We start from the raw sequence: 22,589 nt of genomic DNA on the forward strand, positions 1-22,589 counted from the left end.
ATCTAATATAAACAAAAAAGGCTGTCTAGAAATAGACAGCCTTTTTATTAATAAATAGGTTATTTAGTTTTTAATTAAACGTTGTGATTTACTATTTTCACCTTGTTTAACAACTACATTATAAATACCGCTTGGTAAATTAGAACCTATGTTAATTGAATTTAGATCTTCTTTCTTAACTATTTTAGTTTCAATAGTTCTTCCTTGAATATCATAAATACTAATCTCAATAGCGTTACCACTATCAGATACAATATTAACAGAGAATGCATCAACAGTAGGATTTGGATATAATATTACATTATAATTTATTACTGTTTCTTTTCCTTTGTTTTCATCATTTTGTCTATTAATAACATAATTACATTCATTAACTACAAACGTTGATGAAGTTAGAGTTGTACCATTATTTAAAGTAACTGTAACAGAATAATTACCTGGTTGATTTACAGAAATAATTGGGTTTGTAGATCCATTTGACCATAAATAACTAACAACATTATTGTTGTTTAATAAAGATAGGGTAGTAGATGAACCATTACAAATCTCATGATTACCAACAATAACTGCACTTGAATTAGCACAATCATAGTAATTTAAATTAATGTCGTCAATTAAATTACCAGCTCCAGGACTATTACCTGTCAATCCTTCAATTTTTACCCTTACTTTAGTTTGGTTTACAGCACTTGTATAATTAGCTGTGATTTTTTTCCAAACATTGTAAGTAGCAGTAGAATTAAATGAGTAAATATTAGTATTAGTAATAGGATCGTAAAGAGTAACTTTAATAGATTCAGTAGAAGTTGTACGTCCTCTAAACATGAAACTCAATTGTAGTGTTTTATTAGTTAATACAGTTACATCTTGATAGATTTTACCATAAGTACTTCCATTTAATTCAATATATTGACTTCCGTTTGGTATTGGAATATTCAATACGTTTTTATGTACTTCAATTTTATTTCCATCAACTAAGTTAGTCCAATTTGGAACTGAAACTGTATTCCAAGAAGTTGTTATTGCAGGGTTCTCAAAAGATCCATTAGTTAAAAGGTTATTTGAACTTGGACAATAACCAGGTGTGCATGCAGAAGTATTCACGATAATTTGTTTTACTACACTACAACCATTAGGATTTGAAATAGTTACAGAATAAGTGCCTGAATTTGTTACAGTGATTGAAGCTGTTGTAGCTCCTGTATTCCACAGGTAAGAAGTACCACCAGTAGCGGTTAATACACTAGAAGTTCCTGAACAAAACGCAGTAGTTCCATTAATTGTAGCGCTTGTTAAGAAGTCAGCAACTACAAACGGATCAGAAATACTGCTTGTTCCATTAGCAAAAGTAACCTTAACATAATAACTACCTGCTTGACTAACTGTAATTGTAGGAGTTGTAGCTCCTGTAGACCATAAGTAGCTTACCGCATTAAGTGTATTTGTTACGCTTAAAGTTGAAGAAGCTGCACTAGTACAAATATAATTTGAACCTGTAATTGCAACTCTATTTGGGCCACAATCTTTATAGTTTAAGATTACATTGTCTAAGTAGTTTCCGCTACCTGGGAACATTGATGCAATTGTTTGTAATCTTACTCTAACCGAAGTTTGATTAGGACCAGTCACATAGCTGCCTGTTACTTTTTTCCAAACACCATAAACAGCTGTTACGTCAAATGTATATACGTTGCTATTGTCTGTTGGATCAGAAAGAGTAACGCGTAATTTTTCTACACCTACAGCACTTTCTCTTGCTCTATGCATAAAGCTTAGGTCCAGTGATTTGTTTGGTAATACAGCAACATCTTGGTGAATGTTTCCTCGGTTATTTGCATTTAATTCAATAAATTGGATACCGTCTGATGGAGCTGTCCAACATCCAACACAATATAAATTAGCTCCCATGATTTCAACTTTATTTCCATCGGCTGCATTTGTCCAATAAGGCATTTGTTCGAATCCATAATAACCATATTTTGATGGATTTTCAAATGAACCATTTTGTAATAAATTGTTAGTTGAAGGACAAGCAGGAGTGCAATTATTTGCATTTATTGCTAATGAAGCAGTTGCTTGACAACCATTGCTATTTGTAACTGTTACAGAATATGTTCCACTAACTGCAACAGAAATTGTAGCGGTTGTAGCACCTGTATTCCATAAATAAGAAGCTCCATTTGAAGCAGATAGCGTAGTAGTTTCTCCAAAGCAGAAAGAATTCCCTTTTGAAGAGGTAATTGACGCTGTAAAAGCGGCAGGTTCAGTTAATGTTACAGTAGTAGAAGTTGTACAACCATGAGCATCAACAATTGTGAATTCATGTGTTCCTGCTGTTAAACCTGTTTGCGCAGGAGTAATTGTATAAGGTGCAGTTCCTCCTACTACATCAATTTCAACACTTGTTGTTCCACCGTTACATAAAATTGTTCCAGCGTTAACTGTAACAAATAAAGATTTTGGCTGTGGAATATCTATTGTAGCCGTAGCTGTACATCCATTAGCATCTGTAACTGTAAAGTCATGTAATCCAGCAGATAATCCAGCTTGTTCAGGTGAAATTGTGTATGGTGCTGTTCCCCCTACAGGTGTTACTACAACATCGGTTACACCACCATTACAAGCAATTGTACCTGTAGTTGTTGTTAAACTTAAAACAGCTGGTTCAGTAATTGTAACTGAAACTGTAGCTGTACATCCGTTAGCATCAGTAACAGTAAAACTGTGTGTGCCAGCTGCTAAACCTGTTTGAGCAGGAGAAATTGTATAGGGTGCTGTTCCACCATTAGCAGAAACAGTAACATCAGTTGTTCCACCATTACAAGTAATAGTTCCAGCAGTTGCAGAAGCTGTTAATGTATCAGGTTCAGTAATTGTAACTGAAACTGTAGTTGTACATCCATTAGCATCAACAATTGTAAATTCATGTGCTCCAGCTGCTAAACCTGTTTGAGCAGGAGAAACTGTATATGGCGCTGTTCCACCAGTAGCAGAAACAGTAACATCAGTTGTTCCACCATTACAAGTAATAGTTCCAGCAGTTGCAGAAGCTGTTAAAGCTGTTCCTGTTACATCCCACGCACAAGTAGTTGTATTAAACGTTGCTGTTTCATAACAAGCTAATGTTGGTTGCTCAGGTTGTGTTCCTGTTACGTCCCATCCACAAGTAGTTGTATTAAACGTTGCTGTTTCATAACAAGCTAAAGTAGGTTGAGCAGGTTGAGTTCCTGTTACGTCCCACGCACAAGTAGATGTGTTAAACGTTGCTGTTTCATAACAAGCTAAAGTAGGTTGAGCAGGTTGTGTTCCTGTTACGTCCCACGCACAAGTAGATGTGTTAAACGTTGCCGTTTCATAACAAGCTAAAGTAGGTTGAGCAGGTTGAGTTCCTGTTACATCCCACGCACAAGTAGATGTGTTAAACGTTGCTGTTTCATAACAAGCTAAAGTAGGTTGAGCAGGTTGAGTTCCTGTTACATCCCACGCACAAGTAGTTGTATTAAACGTTGCTGTTTCATAACAAGCTAAAGTAGGTTGAGCAGGTTGTGTTCCTGTTACATCCCACGCACAAGTAGATGTGTTAAACGTTGCTGTTTGATAACATGCTAAAGTAGGTTGAGCAGGTTGAGTTCCAGTTACGTCCCACGCACAAGTAGATGTGTTAAACGTTGCTGTTTCATAACAAGCTAATGTTGGTTGCTCAGGTTGTGTTCCTGTTACGTCCCATGCACAAGTAGATGTATTAAACGTTGCTGTTTCATAACAAGCTAAAGTAGGTTGAGCAGGTTGTGTTCCTGTTACGTCCCACGCACAAGTAGATGTGTTAAACGTTGCCGTTTCATAACAAGCTAAAGTAGGTTGAGCAGGTTGAGTTCCTGTTACATCCCACGCACAAGTAGATGTGTTAAACGTTGCTGTTTCATAACAAGCTAAAGTAGGTTGAGCAGGTTGAGTTCCTGTTACATCCCATGCACAAGTAGCTGTGTTGAACGTTGCTGTTTGATAACATGCTAAAGTAGGTTGTGCTGGTTGCGTTCCAGTTACTTCCCAAGTACATGTAGCAGCATTTAACGTTGCCGTTTGATAACATGCAATTGTAGGTTGAGCTGGCGCTGCAGTTATTTTAATTGTACTTGTTGTAGTACAAGTTGGATATGAAGTATTAGGGGTATAAGTAATAGTATACGTTCCAGCCGTAGATGTCGATGGATCAATTTCACCTGTAGTAGCATCAATTGTTAATCCTGATGCACTTGTGAAAGTTCCTCCTGCAGGGCTAAATGTAGGTGTAACAGCTGCACTTGCAGAACATACTTCTGTGTTTGGATATGATAAACTTGGGTTGCACGTATAACAACCACTTAACGTAAGTACCATTGTACAAGTAGTGTTTGGACTGTTTGGACTTTGGTCACTTACAGTAAAGGTAATAGTGTGATTTCCATTTCCTAAAGTACTTAATGACGTTCCAGGAGCTGGAGATTGCGTAATAGTGAAATCACAATCGTCAAAAGCAGCAATTAACGGTCGGTAATCAGGTAAAGTACCTGAACAAGAAGACAACGTTTGATTTGGTGCACAAGCAGTAATTACTGGCGCATTGGCTTCAGTAGCACAGTTTACTGCAATTGTACATCCTGCAATAGTTGTACCACAACTTGCTGTTGCATCTGAAGTTGCTACTGCTGAATTACTTCCAGTAGTTAATGTTCCTGATAAAGAAAAGTTATTACCTGTAACTCCATCGCGATTAGCTGTTGCAGATGCTCCAGAATTAGTAACAATTACTTTTTGAGTAGTGTTGTTTAAAGTACCTGATATAAAGATGTTTCTTGCTTTAGAAGCACTAAGATTTGTTAAGTCATTAGCAAATTTACAGTTATTAATAGTTAATAACATAGCTCCGCTAGGTTGTACATAAAAATCTAAACCATTGTCAAAATTTAGAGCTGGCATATTTGAATTATCAAATAAACACGTATCAAATGTAAAAGTACCTGAAGTTCCTCTTAAAGAAAATGCAGCACCATCATTTGATGTATTAGTACTTGATTCACATAAATACCCGGTTGGATTTGTAGTAGCACAAAAGAAAGCCCCTTGAAATTTACAATTGGTAAAACTAGCAATTAGGTTTGTATCTGTACTTACAGCATAATAATGACCACCACCATTTGTACTACTTGATGAATCACCTTGAATGTAATTTCTGTTAAAACACGAGTTAGTTACGTATAATTTTCCTTGGTTTTGCGCAATGGCACCTCCGGCACGAGCCGAGTTTCCATCAAAAGAAGTGTTGTCTACAGTTACTACAGAAGTAGTTCCAGAGATTTCAATTGCTCCTCCTTTACCATCTGCATCACGCGATTGTGAAAATGCAGAATTTTTAACTTCTAAAGTACAAGAGTTTACTTTAATAGCTCCCCCCGAAGCACCATTAAATCCTGAACAACTGAAAAATAATCCGTCAAATGTAGAGCTAGATCCACTAGATAAATAAATACTTTCTCCAGTTCCACTTGATCCGTAATTCTTTTTCATTACTACATTAGTAAGTTTAAAACCGGTAACGTTTGCATTGACTAACAAGGCTTGTCCATTTCCTGTTGCAAGGAAAAAGTCATACAACTGTAAGTTTTGAATACTCACGTTGTTTGCTGCAATTGTAGCAAAACGATCATCAGTGTGGCTGGTAAAAATAGTATTTCCAGTTCCTGCGCCAATAATAGTAATGGCTTTATTTAATGTTAAGGATTTGTTACCTGTGCCTGTAAAAGTTCCTTTGTCGACATAAATAATGTCTCCAGAAGCCGCAGCTGTATATGCAGCGCCTAAAGTTAATTTTGGTGCACTAGCAGATGTTCCTGCATTGGCATTGTTACCGATTGCGGTAGTATAAATGTCTCCACTCGTGGAGTTGTCATTTACATACCACTTGGTCTGGGCTTGGAGCGTGACGCTCGCAAGCATTAGGAAAAACAAATACTTTGTTTTCCTAATCGTGTCCTTAAGACTAGTAAAAAATTGATTCATATAATAATTGTTTAAATGTTTCAAAAGTTGAATTTTTTTATTTGTTTTAAGGCGAATAATGACTATTTATTTAGTTGTGCGCGAAAGTAATTTGGATATTGTGTAATTGTTAAATATTATTTTTAAAAAATAGTAAGTCAGAATAAGTGCTTAAAAACTTACAATTGCATAATGTATTGAAAAGTAAGTTATTAAGTGTTTTGCCAAATGTAAAAAATCAATATTCAGAAAAAAATATTTTGTTAAAAAAAGATAAAACATTTTGATGTGTAGTTAAAATTCTACAAAAAAAGTATATGTTTTTTTAGGAAGTTAATTTTGAAGTTTGATATATTTGTCAAAGTAAAATTTCAGTTAAAAAAAATAATTGTAATTATCCTTTACCCAAATGAGAAATTTTTTTATTGTTAGTGTTGCTTTTATTAGCTTTTTTAGTTTTGGTTTTGAAAACTATTCAAGTTCAAGTTGTACCATACATTTAAAATCGGGAAGTTTTACGAAAGGGACAAAGGATATTAATTCAATTTTTACTTTCAAAGCTGTCTATTTTGATAAAGATAGTTATGAATTAAGAGAAGAAGCTAAAGCAGAATTGCAAAAAGTTCTTGAAGTAATGAAAGCAAATCCTTCTATAAAAATAGAAGTACGCTCACATACAGATAGTAGAAATTCTGAAGAAGAAAGTATGAAATTATCTATTCAAAGGTCATATGTTATTGTCAATTGGCTAGTAGCAAATGGAATAGAAGCAAATAGATTAATAGCAAGAGGATTCGGTAAATCCCAGCTTATAAATACATGTACTGATAGTGTTCCTTGTTCAGAAGAACAACATCAGGAAAATAGAAGAAGTGAGTTTGTTATTTCTGAAATATAAAAATAGAGATTTGGGGAAATACTCTATTGATGCTTGTAAAACTTCACTCATTTAATGACAATTATTTCTACAATTGTAACAAGCATCTAAAAAAGGGATAGGATATTTAATCCGATTCCCTTTTTTTTATTTATAACGATTAAATTGTACTTCGCTAAAGAAGTTTTACCTTTGTAAAAAAATATTCATGATGCATAAAGCAGGTTTTGTAAATATAATCGGAAATCCAAACGTAGGTAAATCAACTTTGATGAATGCTATGGTAGGCGAACGTTTGTCTATTATCACAAGTAAAGCACAAACAACACGTCATCGTATTTTTGGTATTGTAAATGATGAAAATTACCAAATCGTGTTTTCGGATACACCAGGAATTATCAAACCTGCTTACGAGTTGCAAAGTTCTATGATGGATTTTGTTAAAACTGCCTTTACGGATGCAGATATTTTAATTTATATGGTTGAAATAGGCGAAAAAGAACTTAAAGATGAAGCTTTTTTTACCAAAATTATCCATGCAAAAATTCCAGTGTTACTTCTTTTAAATAAAATTGACAAATCGAATCAGGAATTGTTAGAATCTCAAGTAGCACTTTGGAAAGAAAAAGTACCTAATGCAGAGATATTTCCCATTTCGGCATTAGAAAATTTTAATGTAGAAGAAGTTTTAAATCGAATTTTAGAATTATTACCTGTTTCACCTCCTTTTTATCCAAAAGATCAATTGACAGATAAAACCGAACGTTTTTTTGTTAATGAAACCATTAGAGAAAAAATTTTATTAAATTACGATAAGGAGATTCCGTATGCTGTGGAAGTTGAAACAGAAGAATTTAAAGAGGAAGAAACTATAATTAAAATAAAAAGTGTCATTATGGTCGAAAGAGAAACTCAAAAGGGAATCATCATAGGTCATAAAGGAAGTGCTTTAAAAAAAGTAGGTATGCAAGCACGTGCCGATTTAGAGCAGTTTTTTGCCAAACAAATTCATATTGAAATTTTTGTAAAAGTAAATAAAGATTGGCGAAATAGTTCGTTTCAACTAAGACGATTTGGTTACAATCAAAAATAAGTAATTCTTTTTTCTTCAAGCGCTAGGGTTAAATGAGGATACCACTATTCATGTTTAATTCCAAAAACTGTTAGTTGAATATGATTTCCTCGAATTTTCATTAGATAATCATAAACGAAGTATTATGTCGGAATGGGTCTCTATGGTACGTTCGGTTAAAATAGTTACGTCTAATGTACTAAAAATATTGATAATACGGGATTAAATAGTAACTTTGTACACAAGTTTAGAATAATATGAATAATATAGTTGCCATTGTTGGAAGGCCTAATGTAGGAAAATCTACTTTTTTTAATCGTTTAATACAACGAAGAGACGCTATTGTGGACTCAGTTAGTGGTGTTACTCGTGATAGAAATTATGGAAAAAGTGAATGGAATGGAAAAGAGTTTTCTGTCATTGATACGGGAGGATATATTAAGGGCTCTGATGATGTTTTTGAAGCTGAAATTAGGAAGCAAGTAGAATTGGCTATTGATGAATGCGATGCTATTATTTTTATGGTCGATGTAGAGGAAGGTATTACGCCAATGGATGCAGAAGTTGCCAAATTATTAAGAAAAGTAACTAAACCTGTTTTAATTGCAGTAAATAAGGTAGATAATTCGAAAAGAGTAGCAGATGCAGTTGAGTTTTATAACTTAGGACTTGGCGAATATTTTACAATTGGCGCAATGAATGGAAGTGGAACAGGAGACTTGTTAGACGAATTGGTAAAAGTATTACCAGAAATGCCGCCCGTTGTAGAAGAAGAAAATCCGTTACCAAGATTTGCCGTTGTAGGCCGCCCAAACGCAGGTAAATCATCCATTATTAATGCGTTAATTGGTGAGGATAGATTTGTAGTTACAGATATTGCTGGAACAACAAGAGATGCTATTGATACTACATACAACCGTTTTGGATTTGAATTTAATTTAGTTGATACTGCAGGAATAAGAAGAAAAGCCAAAGTAAAAGAAGATTTGGAATTTTACTCGGTAATGCGTTCAGTTCGTGCTATCGAGCATAGTGATGTATGTATCTTGGTTATTGATGCAACAAGAGGATTTGAAAGCCAGGATCAAAATATTTTTTGGTTAGCAGAAAAAAATAGAAAAGGAATTATAATCTTAGTTAATAAATGGGATTTAGTAGAAAAAGATACCATGACAGCTAGAGATTATGAACGTAAAATTAGAGAAGAAATAGCACCTTTTACTGATGTGCCTATTCTATTTGTATCCGCTAAAGAAAAACAACGTTTGTTAAAAGCCTTAGAGGCAGCTGTAGAGGTTTTTGAAAATAGAAAACAGCGGGTTGCTACATCAAAATTCAATGAATTAATGTTGCCTATTATAGAAGCTTATCCGCCTCCAGCATTAAAAGGAAAATATGTAAAAATAAAATATTGTATGCAATTGCCTACACCTGTGCCACAGTTTGTATTTTTTGCAAATTTGCCACAATATGTAAAAGAACCGTATAAGCGTTTTATAGAAAATAAACTGAGAGAACATTACAATTTTAGTGGTGTACCCATTGATATTTACTTTAGACAGAAATAATATAAAAAAACCGATAAGTATTTATCGGTTTTTTTTGTATTAGAACCCCTCAAGGTTTTATTTTTTTAAAAGTTTATAAACTGAACACTAAAAACTGCCAACTGATTACTAAAGCTACCAACTCCCTCCAGCACCTCCACCAGAAAAGCCGCCTCCGCCAAATCCACCACCGAAGCCTCCGCCAAATCCACCACCAGATGATGAACCGCCGCCAAAACTTCCGCCTCCACGACCCAAACTACTTAATATAATAATATCCATTAAGTCAGGACCACCCATTCCACCAGAATTGCCGCCGTTATTCCCTTTGTTTTTAGAAGCTATGATTAAAAATAAAATTACAAAAACTATTATGATTAGCATTGGAATACTACTTCCTTTATCTTTTTTTCGTTCGCCTTTGTATTTTCCAGTTAATACTTTAAAAATGGCATCAGTACCTTTGTCTAATCCATTATAATAATTTCCTGCTTTAAATTCCGGAATTATAACATTTCTAACAATTTCACCAGTCATACCGGCTACAAGTTGTACTTCGGTTCCATAACCTGGAGAAATCCAAATTTTACGATCGTTTTTTGAAAGCAAAATTACAATTCCATTATCTTTTTCAGCATCTCCAATCCCCCAAGCTTCTCCCCAATTTGGCGTTAAAGTTTGGATATTGTCTCCGTTTAAATCTTCAATTATAATAGCAACAATTTGTGTAGAAGTGGAATCAGAATATCTAACTAATTTTTCTTCTAATTGTGTTTTTTCAACGTCAGATAAAAGTTTTGCATAATCATAAACTGAAGTTTGTAAACTGGGTTTTTCAGGAATTGTAAATTGTCCTAACGAAAATTGAGAAAACAATAAAAAAGCAAAAAAGGCAATACAACTACTACTTTTTAGAATTTGGAACTTAAATTTTCGAATTTCCATATTAACCTTTTGAAATTTCATTAGACAATTCATTTGTGTCGGTTTCATCATCATATGGAAAATGTTTTTTCAATTGTATACCAGCTTCTAAAATCCCTTTAATTAAACCGTCTTTATATTGTCCAGCTTTGAATTTTTCAATCACTATATCTTTGGTAGAATTCCAAAAATCGGGTGCTACTAAATCATTAATGCCTTTATCACCAAGAATTGCAAAACTTTTTGTTTGTGTGCAAATGTAAAAAAGCACTCCATTTTTCAATTCGGTGGCATCCATATTAAGGATATGAAACACCTCTTTCGCTCTTTCCATTAAAGGTTTGGTGCTATTTTCTTCAATATGTACACGAATTTCACCCGAAGTGTTTTTTTCGGCAATCACAATCGCTGCAACAATTTCTTGTTCGTCAACTTTAGATAAAAACGCTGTGCTTTCTGGCATTATTTGAATGTTTAAACTGAATTAGAATTTTACTTTCGGAGCATTTTCTGCTCCAGCAACTGCTTTAAAGTACGCTTTTTCAGTGTAACTACCTAAAAATATATTTTGCGGCATAGCTAAAACATAACCATTATATGCTAATACGGATTCGTTAAAACGAGTTCTTGCAGTTAAAATTTGGTTTTCTGTACTCGCTAATTCATCTTGTAATTGCTTGAAATTTTCTGTTGCTCTTAATTGAGGATACGCTTCAACGCTAACTAAAAGTTTCGATAATGAACTCGTAATACCACTTTGTGCTTGATTAAATTGATCTAATTGCGCAGGAGTAATGTTTTTCGGATCGATAGTTACCGATGTAGCTTTTGCTCTTGCTTCTACAACTGCTGTTAAGGTACTTTTTTCAAAATCCGCAGCGCCTTTAACGGTATTGACTAAATTGTCAATTAAATCAAGTCTTCTTTGGTATGCGGTATTTACATTTCCCCATTCTTTTTCTGTGACTTGACTAAATAGTAACGCTTTATTTTTTACATTCATAAAGTATAAAAAGCCTAAGATAAGAATACCTACGACAACTAATACGGGAGCAAATTTTTTCATAATTTTTTATTATTTTAAGTTAATTTATTTTATTGTTAATTTTTTACTGTTTACTAATCACTGAACACTGATTACTTAATCAAAGTCCTTTTTTCAATTCTTGCAATTTATTTTTGATGCCCTCTAATTTAGTAACAATACCAAAATTATCTAGTGTTTTTTTCTTGTTTTCTTTTAAATGCACTTTTGCACCTTCAAGTGTAAACCCTCGCTCTTTAACTAAATGATAAATGAGTTGTAACGTTTGCACATCATCAGGCCTAAACATTCTATCGCCCTTTGCATTTTTCTTTGGGTTAATTTCGTCAAATTCTTTATCCCAAAAACGAATTAACGACGCATTTACATTAAACGCTTTAGCTAATTCGCCTATGCTGTAATATCTTTTTTCAGGTAAGTTTAATAACATATTATATGTTTTATTCTATAGTATTAGTCTTGTTAGTTATAAATTGTTACACAAATTTAGCATTAATCTAGTGACTGATTTTCTTGATTCGCTAATTTAGCCAAAAGTACATATTCTTTGGCAGAAATGGAACCATAATAAAAGTTAAGCGGATTGACCACTTCACCATTCTTATGAACTTCATAATGCAAATGTGGTGCTTCACTACGTCCTGTACTGCCTACATAGCCAATTATGTCACCTCGTTTTACACGTTGTCCTGCACGTACTTTGTATTTGCTTAAATGCGCATATAACGTCAAATAGCCATATCCGTGCAAAATTTCAATATGATTTCCATAACCCGAAAGTGAACCATCTGCTTTTTTTACAACACCATCGCCCGTTGCATAGATAGGCGTGCCATTTCTTGCAGAAAAGTCCATACCCTTATGAAACTTCTTAATTTTTGTAAAGGGATCGCTTCGGTACCCAAAACCTGAGGCCATTTGCTTCAAATCTTCATTTTTTACTGGTTGTATTGCAGGAATAGCCGCTAGCAATTGCTCTTTTTGTTTGGCAAGTTTTGTTATTTCATCTAAAGAAACAGATTGAATAGCAAGCGCTTTCATCAATTCATCTACTTTTTTAGAAGAAGCAATGACTAATTCACTCGTGTTAAATCCTTCCAAATCTTTATACCTATTTGCACCACCCATGCCTGATCTTCGCTCTTCTTCCTTGATAGGTGCACTGTTAAAATATACGCGATATATGTTGTTATCCCGTTCTTCAATAGCGGTTAATGCCTCGTCCATTAATGCCATTTTATTGCGCAATAATTGGTAATTTAATTGCATCGTTTCTAATTCTCTAGCCTGTAATTTCGTTTTTGGCGTTTCAAAAAATGACGTGTTAGCTAAAATGAAAAAACACAGAAAACCAAATAGGGCAGAGGCTACTAAAAATAATAATACATATCCAAATTTTTGCCCCCTTTTAGGAATAATCCTTTTAAAAGCTAATTTTTCAGAATCGTAATAAAATTTTACCTTCGCCATTACTAAAAATATACTATTTTTGTGCTCGTTACCACAAAGTAACAACTATTATACGGAAAAACTATAAAAATGTTTCAATTTTGAAGCAGATATTTAGTGAATAAAGTACTTTTAGTCCTGCTGTCCGCTATACAAGGTGCCGCTACCATCAGGGCTATACTTGCCGTATAGTATTAAAAACATAATTTGTTTGAAGGCTATACTTTAAACACATAATTTTTTAAACACATAAAAATGACATCACAAGATATCAGAAAAGCCTATTTACAATTTTTTGAAAGCAAAGGACATCTTATTGTTCCTTCTGCACCCATTGTTTTAAAAGACGACCCCACCTTGATGTTTAACAACTCAGGAATGGCGCAGTTCAAAGAATTTTTCTTAGGAAACGGAACGCCAAAGAGTCAAAGAATAGCTGATACGCAAAAATGTCTTCGTGTTTCAGGAAAACACAATGATTTAGAGGATGTAGGTTTTGATACCTATCACCATACAATGTTTGAAATGTTGGGCAACTGGTCATTTGGCGATTATTTCAAAAAAGAAGCATTAGCATGGGCATGGGAATTTTTAACAGAAGTGCTGAAGTTAGATAAAGACCGATTGTATGTTTCTGTTTTTGAAGGAAATCCTGCTGAAAATGTTCCGTTTGATCAAGAGGCATTTGATATTTGGAAACAATACGTTTCGGAAGACCGCATCATTCTTGGAAATAAAAAAGACAATTTTTGGGAAATGGGTGATCAAGGTCCGTGTGGTCCGTGTTCTGAAATTCATATTGATTTGCGTTCCGATGCTGAAAGAAATGAGGTTTCTGGAAGAAGTTTAGTCAACGCCGATCATCCGCAAGTAGTGGAAATTTGGAACAATGTATTTATGGAATTCAACCGTAAAGCTGATGGTTCGTTAGAAAAATTACCTGCACAACACGTAGATACCGGAATGGGATTTGAGCGTTTGTGTATGGCAATGCAAAACGTAACTTCTAACTATGATACCGATGTTTTCACACCGCTTATCGCGAAAGTAGAGGAAATTACAGGATTTAAATATACTTCAAACGAAGTTAAAAATATATCAGAAGAACAAAACAAAACCAACATTGCCATTCGTGTAATAGTTGACCACGTTCGTGCGGTGGCTTTCGCTATTGCCGATGGTCAATTGCCCTCTAATACTGGTGCTGGTTATGTAATTCGTAGAATTTTACGCCGTGCTATTCGTTACGGATTCACATTTTTAGGTACAAACGAACCGTTCATTAATAAATTGGTTGAGGTATTAGCCAATCAAATGGGTGAATTTTTCCCTGAAATCAAATCGCAACAACAATTGGTTACCAATGTAATTCGTGATGAAGAAGCTTCTTTCTTGAGAACATTAGAGCAAGGATTACAATTGTTAGACAAAGTAGTTGCGGAAACATCTGGAAAAGAGGTTTCTGGTGAGAAAGTATTCGAATTGTACGATACTTTTGGTTTCCCGAAAGATTTAACGGCTTTAATTTTAAAAGAAAAAGGCTATTCATTTAATGAAACTGAATTTGAAACTGAATTACAAAAACAAAAAGCCCGTTCTCGTGCGGCTTCTGAAGTAATAACTGATGACTGGATATATTTAAATCAAGGAAATGTTGACTCGAGCGGTAGTGAACAGGCGAAGCAAACGTTTGTGGGATATGACCAAACGGAAAGTGAAGTAAAAATCACTCGTATTCGTAAAGTAGATTCTAAAAAAGACGGCATTTTATACCAAATTGTTTTAGACAATACGCCTTTTTATCCAGAAGGTGGTGGACAAGTAGGAGATAAGGGAATTTTAATTAGTCGAAAGTCAAAAGTCGAAAGTCAAAAGTCAGATGAAGAGAGTCAAGAAGAAATTATTGAAATAATCGATACAAAAAAGGAAAATAATTTAATTATTCATTATTCAAAATATTTGCCTGAAGATTTGAATCAAACATTTATTGCAAAGGTAAATACCGATTTAAGAACGTCAACTTCTAAGAATCACTCGGCTACGCATTTAATGCATTTGGCTTTAAGAACTATTTTAGGAACGCATGTTGAGCAAAAAGGTTCGTTAGTAAATCCTAATTACTTACGTTTCGACTTTTCGCATTTTTCTAAAGTTTCTGATGAAGAATTACGTCAAGTAGAAGCAAGTGTCAATGCGCAAATTGAAGCCCAATTGCAATTAGTGGAGCACCGAAATATTCCAATCAAAGAAGCATTAGACAAAGGTGCAATGGCTTTATTTGGTGAAAAATATGGTGATTCTGTAAGAATGATTGAATTTGGTGACAGTAAAGAATTATGTGGAGGCATTCACGTAAAAAATAGTGCTGATATTTGGCATTTCAAAATTATTTCGGAAGGTGCTGTAGCGGCAGGTATTCGAAGAATTGAAGCCATTACAGGAGATGCTGTTAAAGATTTTTATAAAAACCAAGAAAATACCTTGTCGGAAATTAAAGAAGTTTTGAAAAATCCGCAAGATGTATTAAAATCGGTTGCTTCGTTACAAGACGATAACGCAAAATTGAAAAAACAACTAGAGCAATTAGTAAAAGAAAAAATTGAAGGATTAAAAAATACTTTAGTTGCTGAATTTCAAGAAATAAACGGAATTAATTTCATAGCCAAACAAGTTGATTTATCGATGGCTGCTACGAAAGATTTAGCACAAGCTATCGGAACTTCAAAACCAAATGCGTTTGTGGTTTTAGCTTCAATTGAAGATAATGCGCCAAATATTCACTGTTATATCGCTAAAGAATTAGTGGCAAACAAAAGTTTAAATGCTGGAACTGTTATCAGAGAATTAGGAAAATTCATTGATGGAAATGGCGGTGGACAACCGTTCTTCGCATCTGGAAAAGGGAAAAATGTAAATGGAATTAAAGAGGTATTGGAGAAAGTGGTAGATTATATCAAGTAAAGATGAAAAAAATTGTTGTTGTTTTTTTATTAGTTGTAACACTAATATCATCTTATTTTGGATACAACTATTTTAGTAGTAGAAATTTAGATTTTGATGAGGTTTCACATTATGTAATTTCTGATGATGTTTTGCCAATTCCTACAATTACGCATAGTATTACTAAATTAGAAAATCTATTAGTATATAAAGAATATCCTTATAGTTTGGATATTTCAATTCATAACGAGTTAATTAAAGTTGGATACAGGAAAAAAGAAATTGATAAAGCAAAATTTTCTAAATTAATTGAAGTTTTAGAATATGAGATTAATTTCAAGTTTGGTATTAGCAAATGTGAAACAACTTATAGAGATGTTCTAGTTTTTCAAAAAAATAAAAAAATCGTTGGCATTGTTAAAATCTGTTTTGATTGTGGCAAATATTATTCAATTGGAGAAAATCTACCCAATTTTAATTTTGAAAACTATGATCAATTGGAAAATTTGTTAGAAAAATAATTTAAACCCATAAATTTAGCTGTTTGCAATAGATAAAAACTAAAACAAGTTCAGCTTGACACAAATAGATTTTTAAATAGCCTTGCTTTTTTTGTATTACATTTGAATAAAATTGGCAAATTTTCAAATTTTCAAATTGGCACATTAATCTATGAACTTCACCACAAAAATTTCTATTCAAAAACACAACCATTCGATAACCTATGATTCTAAAATCATGTTGTTGGGCTCGTGTTTTGCAGAAAGTATGGGAAAGAAATTTGACTATTTTAAATTCCAAAATACAACGAATCCGTTTGGTATTATTTTTAATCCGATATCATTGGCCAAAATTATTGAAAGAAGTGCTCAAAAAGAATATTTTACCGAAGATGATATTTTTTTTCATAATGACTTATGGCAGTGCTATGAAGTGCATTCTGAACTTTCGCATCCAGATAAAGCAATATTTTTACATTCTTTAAACGAATTAATCAATTCGACACATACACAATTAAACGATTTAACACACCTTATCATTACCTTAGGAACATCTTGGGTTTACAGAAATATTGAAACCAATGCTATTGTTGCTAATTGTCATAAAGTGCCGCAAAAGCAGTTTACTAAAGAATTGTTGTCAATTAATCAGATTGAAGAGAGTTTAAAAAGTATTATTTCTCTAATTCAAGAAGTAAATCCAAATTGCAACTTCATTTTTACCGTTTCGCCTGTACGACACATCAAAAATGGATTTGTAGAAAATACACTTAGCAAATCCCATTTAATTACAGCATTACACAAAACAATCACCCATCACCCATTATCCATCACCTATTTCCCGTCATACGAAATCATGATGGATGAATTACGTGATTATCGCTTTTATGCCGAAGACATGTTACATCCAAGTCAAACGGCTATTGATTATATTTGGGAACAATTTAGTGATTTTGCTTTTAGTGCCGATACAAAGATACTACTTAAAGAAGTAGAGGGTATTCAAAAACGAATGGCTCACAAATCGTTTCAACCACAATCGGAGGGCCATAAACTATTTAAACAGAAATTAGCAAGTGATTGTCAATCATTACAAGCTAAATTTCCTTTTATGCAATTTGAATTATAATTTTTGCGCTAAGCTATTCCAGCCACCACCATTAATGCATTCTATTCCGTTTTGTTTTAAAATAAACGTAGCTTGACCACTTCGCATACCAGAACGACAACAAGCAATAACTGGCTTGTTTAATTTCTTAATGTCATTAATTTTAGACGAAATAAGTTGCAAAGGAATGTTTTTCGAATCTTTAATATGCCCTTCGACAAATTCTTCATACGTTCGTACATCAATAATAACAGCGCCTTTTGCTACAAAATCTGTAATTTCATTGGATTTATTTCCTAATCCTAAAATATCAAGTAACCCCATGTGTATTGTTTTTTATCAAAAATACACGGAATCTAATTAATGCAATGTAACAAAGGTTACATTTATACTAATTCTGGAAAAATAAGTTCAATTCCATTTGAAATTAGAAGGGATACTTCTGGTCTAATTTTCTTTAGATGTTCTAAATAGTGAAGTACTTTTTCGAGTAATTCATTATTGTTTTTTGTATGTGCTATCTCAGCTATTTCAACACTTAACAGCCAATCGTTACTGTGTTTTGAAGTTACTTCAGAAAATAATTGTTCTAGCGTTAGTGGAGCTGTTTTGTTCTCTCTTAAATTTCTAACATGCTGATACAATTGTTCCAATTCTTCTCTCGCTGCAGATTTTTTTTGTTTGATAGTATGACTTGAAGGCACATGGCTAATCATGTCAAAACTATTTACATCTGCAGGCCCAGCAAAGGCAGAAATTACTTCTTTACCTACGGCCATATCATAAATTCCCCATTCAGGTTGAAATAAAATAGTATTGCCTTGAGAAACAGTACAGTTTTTAAATTTGATGAGTACAATTTTCCCTTGAATATTTCGAGTTCCAGTAATAATTTCGCCCGTTACTTTAATATTTCCTTCAAATTCTAACGTAACTTGTTCGCCTTCATAAATAGCATAGGCACTTAAATCTCTGGGACTCATGTCTTCAATGGCAATATTAATGCCTTTTAGTTTTCCTATTGGAGAACCAAAACCTTCTGCGTGGTATTCCGTTCCATGACCTACAAGTTCTTTTTCACGATAGGCTAGTGCTGTTTTTCCTGTTGTTTGAACATATGCAGGTTTTCCATCATGTGCAATAACATGAGAAAAAACACCTGAAACTTGTAAGCCTGTGCTTAATTCAATTGTGCCTAAAGATTTAGAATCTATTAATTTTTGAATGCCGCTCAATCCACCTTTTCGTAAAGCCATTGAATTTGCAAATTCTTCCAATACCATACTTAATTTTGCAAAATCTGGTGTAACAAAAAGTTGCGGTTGCGGTTTAGTAATATCAAAGCTCACATCGGCAGCTTCTATTGAATAAGGTATTTTTTTTACATTATCTGTCATGCACCACGCACTTTCTCCAATAGAAGATAATAATCCAGCGCCATAAATTTTAGGGTTTTCTAATGTGCCAATTAAGCCATATTCTACGGTCCACCAATGTAAGTTTCTAATGCGAGACATCTCTGAAAGTTCGCCCATGTTATTTTGTAAAAAATCAACCTGTGCTTCTGCTTTTTGTATTTCTGTTTCAGGCGTGTCTTCCGCTTCTTTTAGTATAGATAACAAACGTATAGCTTCGTATAATTCATAATCTCTCGCTGAAGAAATAGCTTTGCAGCCGATCTCTCCAAAACGTCTTAAATATTCAGCATATTCGGGATTAGCTATAATTGGAGCGTGTCCAGCCCCTTCATGAATAATATCTGGAGCGGGTGTGTATTCTATGTGTTCTAATTGACGAATATCGCAAGCAATAACCAAAACATTATAGGCCTGAAATTCCATAAACGCATTGGGTGGAATAAAACCGTCAACAGCTACTGCAGCCCAACCAATTTCTTTTAATATTCTATTCATTCCATACATGTTTGGAATGTTGTCAATAGAAATACCTGTTTGACGTAAGCCATCAAGATAAGAATTGTGTGCTACTTTCCCCAGATAAGAAACATTTTTTCGCATGACATAGCGCCATACGGCTTGGTTTATGGGCGTATAATCTTCATAATGCTGTGGAATAATAAATTGCTTTAAATGAGCTGGTAATCTATCAATCAATGGATTACTTTCAAACTGTGCTTCCATAATGGGTTAATGTTGCGTGTTGTAAAATTACGAATTTTTCATAAAAATAAAAAATAATTACCATATTCATAATAACTCTTTTTATTTAGCTTGTTTTATTGCGTAATTAAAAGTGTCTTTTCTAAAATTAAAAAGAAAAAAGCTATTTCTGTTAACAGAAATAGCTTATAAGTAATACTTTATGTGAGGCTAATTATTTTACTTGCGGAGGATATTGCGCTAAAATTTTGTCAACAAATTCTTTGATACGCTCATCTTTTTGATTTACATCTTTGGTTAAATAACCCGTCCCTTCACCTTGCCAAACTAGTTCTTTTGTTTTAGCGTCGATAATGTCAATAAATAGAGTTCCTTCTGGTGTAGTGTAAGTTCTGTTGTAACCCATTCCCCAATAAGGATTCCAGCCCCAACCCATTCCAAAACCATAGTTTTGGTATACATCTACGCGTTCTCTTTCTTTAGTGAAAATACTAACCAAAACATCTGGAGTCTCTGATTTTGAGAATCCTTTTGTAGGCATTACTTCGTCAATAGCATTAAGAATTCGTTTTTTATCTAAATCAGAAATTTCAGCTTTATCTATACCGGCTCTTAAATAAGCATAGGTTTTATATCCATTAAAATTTGCTTTTTTATCATAATCAGCATTTACGCTAACGGAAGCACACGAGGATAAAATGAATAATCCTGCTAATGTAAGTAGTTTAATTGTTTTCATATGTTTAAATTTTAATTGTTAAATAGGTTTTCGTCAACTAAATTTGGCAATGTAACGCGTAATAAAGGTTGCGTTTCCATCGCTCTTTTAATAGCAAAAATAGCTCCTTCATTTCTCGCCCAACTTCTTCTTGATATTCCATTATTTACATCCCAAAACAACATAGATTCTAATCGTCTTGATGCTTCTTTAGTTCCATCAAGAACCATACCAAATCCACCATTAATTACTTCGCCCCAGCCTACACCACCACCATTGTGTATAGAAACCCAAGTAGCACCTCTAAAGCTATCTCCAATAACATTGTGAATAGCCATATCGGCTGTAAATCTTGAACCATCATAAATATTAGATGTTTCTCTGTATGGAGAATCAGTACCCGAGACATCATGATGGTCTCGGCCTAAAATCACAGTTCCAATTTCGCCTTTTGCAATAGCTTGATTAAAGGCTTCTGCAATTTTAATGCGACCTTCAGCATCGGCATATAAAATACGAGCTTGTGAGCCTACGACTAATTTATTTTCTTGTGCCCCTTTAATCCATTGAATGTTATCGGCCATCTGCTGTTGAATTTCGGCAGGTGCAGTTTGCATCATTTCTTCTAATACTTCACAGGCTATTTGATCTGTTTTAGCTAAATCTTCTGGTTTTCCTGAAGCACAAACCCATCGGAAAGGGCCAAATCCATAATCAAAGCACATGGGCCCCATAATGTCTTGAACATAACTAGGATATTTGAAATCTACGTTATTGGTTGCCATTACATCAGCACCCGCTCTAGAAGCTTCTAATAAAAAGGCATTTCCATAATCAAAGAAATACGTACCTTTAGCCGTGTGCTTATTTATAGCTTGGGCATGTCTTCTTAAGGTTTTTTGTACTTCTTCTTTAAATTTATCAGGATTATTTGCCATTAATTCGTTTGATTTTTCAAATGTATAGCCAATAGGGTAGTAGCCACCAGCCCAAGGGTTGTGTAAAGATGTTTGATCAGAGCCTAAATCTATATGCAAATTTTCTTGGTCAAATCGTTCCCAAACATCTACAATATTTCCTAAATAGGCTATAGAAACAATTTCTTTAGTATCAAGCGCTTTTTTTACTCTTGCAACTAATAGATTTATGTCTTCCACTATTTCGTGAATCCAGCCTTGTTCGTGTCTTATTTTTGTAATTTTCGGATTTACTTCAGCACATACTGTAACACAGCCTGCAATAGTTCCGGCTTTTGGTTGTGCACCACTCATTCCGCCTAGACCAGAGGTAACAAATAAGCCACCTTTGGGAGATTTTTTAATTTTTCGAAAACCATTTAACACTGTAATAGTAGTTCCGTGAACAATACCTTGCGGACCGATATACATATAACTTCCCGCCGTCATTTGTCCGTATTGTGAAACACCTAATGCGTTAAATTTTTCCCAATCATCGGGTTTAGAATAATTAGGAATCATCATACCGTTTGTAACAACCACTCTTGGTGCTTCTTTATGCGAAGGAAATAATCCCATAGGATGCCCCGAATACATGACCAATGTTTGTTCATCTGTCATTTCAGACAAATATTTCATCGTGAGTCTATATTGTGCCCAATTTTGAAAAACAGCTCCATTGCCACCATAGGTAATTAATTCATGCGGATGTTGCGCTACAGCATAATCCAAATTGTTTTGAATCATAAGCATAATCGCTTTTGCTTGTTCACTAGTACCTGGATAGTCTGAAATTGGCCTTGCTTTCATTTCATAATCGGGTCTGAAGCGATACATATATATGCGGCCATAATTTTCTAATTCGGTCTTAAATTCAGGAAGCAGTGTAGCATGATGCTTTGCCTCAAAATAGCGTAGCGCATTTTTAAGGGCTAATTTTTTTTCATCATCTGAAAGAATTTCTTTTCGTTTAGGCGCATGATTAATGGTTGTATCGTAAATTTTTGGTTGCGGCAGCACCGCTGGAATACCTTCTGCTATTTGTTCCTTAAATGTCATATGTGGGTGTATATTTTTTTATAAATTACTTTTTAATGGTTCCCGTTTTTTTATCAAATCCATAAGGGCAATGTTTACAACCGCTTTTACAGCAATACCCTCTTTTTAGATGATAATTAGCTGTAAAACATTTATAACCTTCCGGAGTAAAATAAAAATCTTCTCCTTCTTTTAAATTTTTTGGATCAAGTTGCTTGTTCATAGTTACAAAATTAGCAACTTTGCATCAAATTTATTTAAAAAACTCAAGAACTTTATC

At 33.9% G+C, this 22,589-nt stretch carries 17 protein-coding genes; 6 read left to right on the top strand and 11 right to left on the bottom strand.

Translation table 11 applies throughout. The annotated features are described in order from the left end of the window. Positions 1-63 precede the first annotated feature (63 nt). Positions 64-6,036 carry a DUF642 domain-containing protein gene (locus RF683_RS02225; RefSeq protein WP_309532598.1) on the bottom strand — a complete coding sequence of 1,991 codons (5,973 nt, stop codon included), beginning with the start codon at positions 6,034-6,036 and terminating at the stop codon, positions 64-66. Between the two features lie 388 nt (positions 6,037-6,424). On the opposite strand from RF683_RS02225, the gene RF683_RS02230 reads away from it, so the two are divergent. The 3 genes from RF683_RS02230 (at position 6,425) to der (ending at position 9,532) form a co-directional block, all read left to right on the top strand. Further along, positions 6,425-6,913 (top strand): OmpA family protein, encoded by a 489-nt coding sequence (locus tag RF683_RS02230; protein ID WP_309532599.1) that lies wholly within the window; start codon positions 6,425-6,427, stop codon positions 6,911-6,913. A 187-nt stretch (positions 6,914-7,100) separates the two neighbouring features. After that, positions 7,101-7,985, top strand: a complete 885-nt coding sequence (era, locus tag RF683_RS02235) for a GTPase Era (RefSeq protein WP_309532600.1) — start codon at positions 7,101-7,103, stop codon at positions 7,983-7,985. 236 nt (positions 7,986-8,221) lie between these two features. Next, positions 8,222-9,532, top strand: coding sequence for a ribosome biogenesis GTPase Der (gene der, locus RF683_RS02240; RefSeq protein WP_309532601.1), 1,311 nt, complete (start codon positions 8,222-8,224; stop codon positions 9,530-9,532). A 114-nt stretch (positions 9,533-9,646) separates the two neighbouring features. Here the strand turns inward: der and RF683_RS02245 are convergent, their stop codons facing one another. The 5 genes from RF683_RS02245 to RF683_RS02265 all read right to left on the bottom strand — a co-directional run bounded on the left by RF683_RS02245 (position 9,647) and on the right by RF683_RS02265 (position 12,950). Beyond that, entirely contained in the window at positions 9,647-10,477 is an 831-nt protein-coding gene (locus tag RF683_RS02245; RefSeq protein ID WP_309532602.1) for a TPM domain-containing protein, read from the bottom strand. Beyond that, positions 10,458-10,898 (bottom strand): TPM domain-containing protein, encoded by a 441-nt coding sequence (locus RF683_RS02250; RefSeq protein ID WP_309532603.1) that lies wholly within the window; start codon positions 10,896-10,898, stop codon positions 10,458-10,460. The genes RF683_RS02245 and RF683_RS02250 overlap by 20 nt, the downstream gene beginning before the upstream one ends. 21 nt (positions 10,899-10,919) lie before the next feature. Then, entirely contained in the window at positions 10,920-11,501 is a 582-nt protein-coding gene (locus RF683_RS02255) for a LemA family protein (RefSeq protein WP_309532604.1), read from the bottom strand. A 79-nt stretch (positions 11,502-11,580) separates the two neighbouring features. Further along, positions 11,581-11,910 (bottom strand): MerR family transcriptional regulator, encoded by a 330-nt coding sequence (locus RF683_RS02260; RefSeq protein ID WP_309532605.1) that lies wholly within the window; start codon positions 11,908-11,910, stop codon positions 11,581-11,583. 62 nt (positions 11,911-11,972) lie between these two features. Next, a complete protein-coding gene (locus tag RF683_RS02265; protein WP_309532606.1) occupies positions 11,973-12,950 on the bottom strand; it encodes a M23 family metallopeptidase in 978 nt (325 codons plus the stop codon). Between the two features lie 234 nt (positions 12,951-13,184). On the opposite strand from RF683_RS02265, the gene alaS reads away from it, so the two are divergent. The 3 genes from alaS to RF683_RS02280 all read left to right on the top strand — a co-directional run bounded on the left by alaS (position 13,185) and on the right by RF683_RS02280 (position 17,498). Beyond that, the gene (gene alaS / locus RF683_RS02270) at positions 13,185-15,890 is read left to right on the top strand and encodes an alanine--tRNA ligase (protein ID WP_309532607.1); all 2,706 of its coding nucleotides are present in this window, start codon (positions 13,185-13,187) and stop codon (positions 15,888-15,890) included. A 2-nt stretch (positions 15,891-15,892) separates the two neighbouring features. Next, on the top strand, positions 15,893-16,390 hold the full coding sequence (locus RF683_RS02275) for a hypothetical protein (RefSeq protein ID WP_309532608.1): 498 nt from the start codon (positions 15,893-15,895) through the stop codon (positions 16,388-16,390). A 151-nt stretch (positions 16,391-16,541) separates the two neighbouring features. Next, positions 16,542-17,498: a GSCFA domain-containing protein gene (locus RF683_RS02280; protein WP_309532609.1), complete on the top strand. Its 957-nt coding sequence runs from the start codon at positions 16,542-16,544 to the stop codon at positions 17,496-17,498. Here RF683_RS02280 and RF683_RS02285 read toward each other — a convergent pair. The 5 genes from RF683_RS02285 to RF683_RS02305 all read right to left on the bottom strand — a co-directional run bounded on the left by RF683_RS02285 (position 17,493) and on the right by RF683_RS02305 (position 22,532). Beyond that, positions 17,493-17,801 carry a rhodanese-like domain-containing protein gene (locus RF683_RS02285; protein WP_309532610.1) on the bottom strand — a complete coding sequence of 103 codons (309 nt, stop codon included), beginning with the start codon at positions 17,799-17,801 and terminating at the stop codon, positions 17,493-17,495. The two genes, RF683_RS02280 and RF683_RS02285, sit on opposite strands and share 6 nt — an antisense overlap. A 62-nt stretch (positions 17,802-17,863) precedes the next feature. Next, positions 17,864-19,618, bottom strand: coding sequence for an aromatic amino acid hydroxylase (locus tag RF683_RS02290; RefSeq protein ID WP_309532611.1), 1,755 nt, complete (start codon positions 19,616-19,618; stop codon positions 17,864-17,866). A 193-nt stretch (positions 19,619-19,811) separates the two neighbouring features. Beyond that, complete coding sequence (locus RF683_RS02295; protein WP_309532612.1) at positions 19,812-20,336, bottom strand: DUF4136 domain-containing protein; 525 nt, start codon at positions 20,334-20,336, stop codon at positions 19,812-19,814. Between the two features lie 11 nt (positions 20,337-20,347). Continuing rightward, complete coding sequence (locus tag RF683_RS02300) at positions 20,348-22,330, bottom strand: urocanate hydratase (protein ID WP_309532613.1); 1,983 nt, start codon at positions 22,328-22,330, stop codon at positions 20,348-20,350. 25 nt (positions 22,331-22,355) lie between these two features. Continuing rightward, on the bottom strand, positions 22,356-22,532 hold the full coding sequence (locus tag RF683_RS02305; RefSeq protein WP_309532614.1) for a DUF5522 domain-containing protein: 177 nt from the start codon (positions 22,530-22,532) through the stop codon (positions 22,356-22,358). Positions 22,533-22,589: the final 57 nt, after the last annotated feature.

The organism is Flavobacterium sp. 20NA77.7 (assembly GCF_031326205.1).
In the GTDB taxonomy this organism is placed as follows: domain Bacteria; phylum Bacteroidota; class Bacteroidia; order Flavobacteriales; family Flavobacteriaceae; genus Flavobacterium; species Flavobacterium nakdongensis.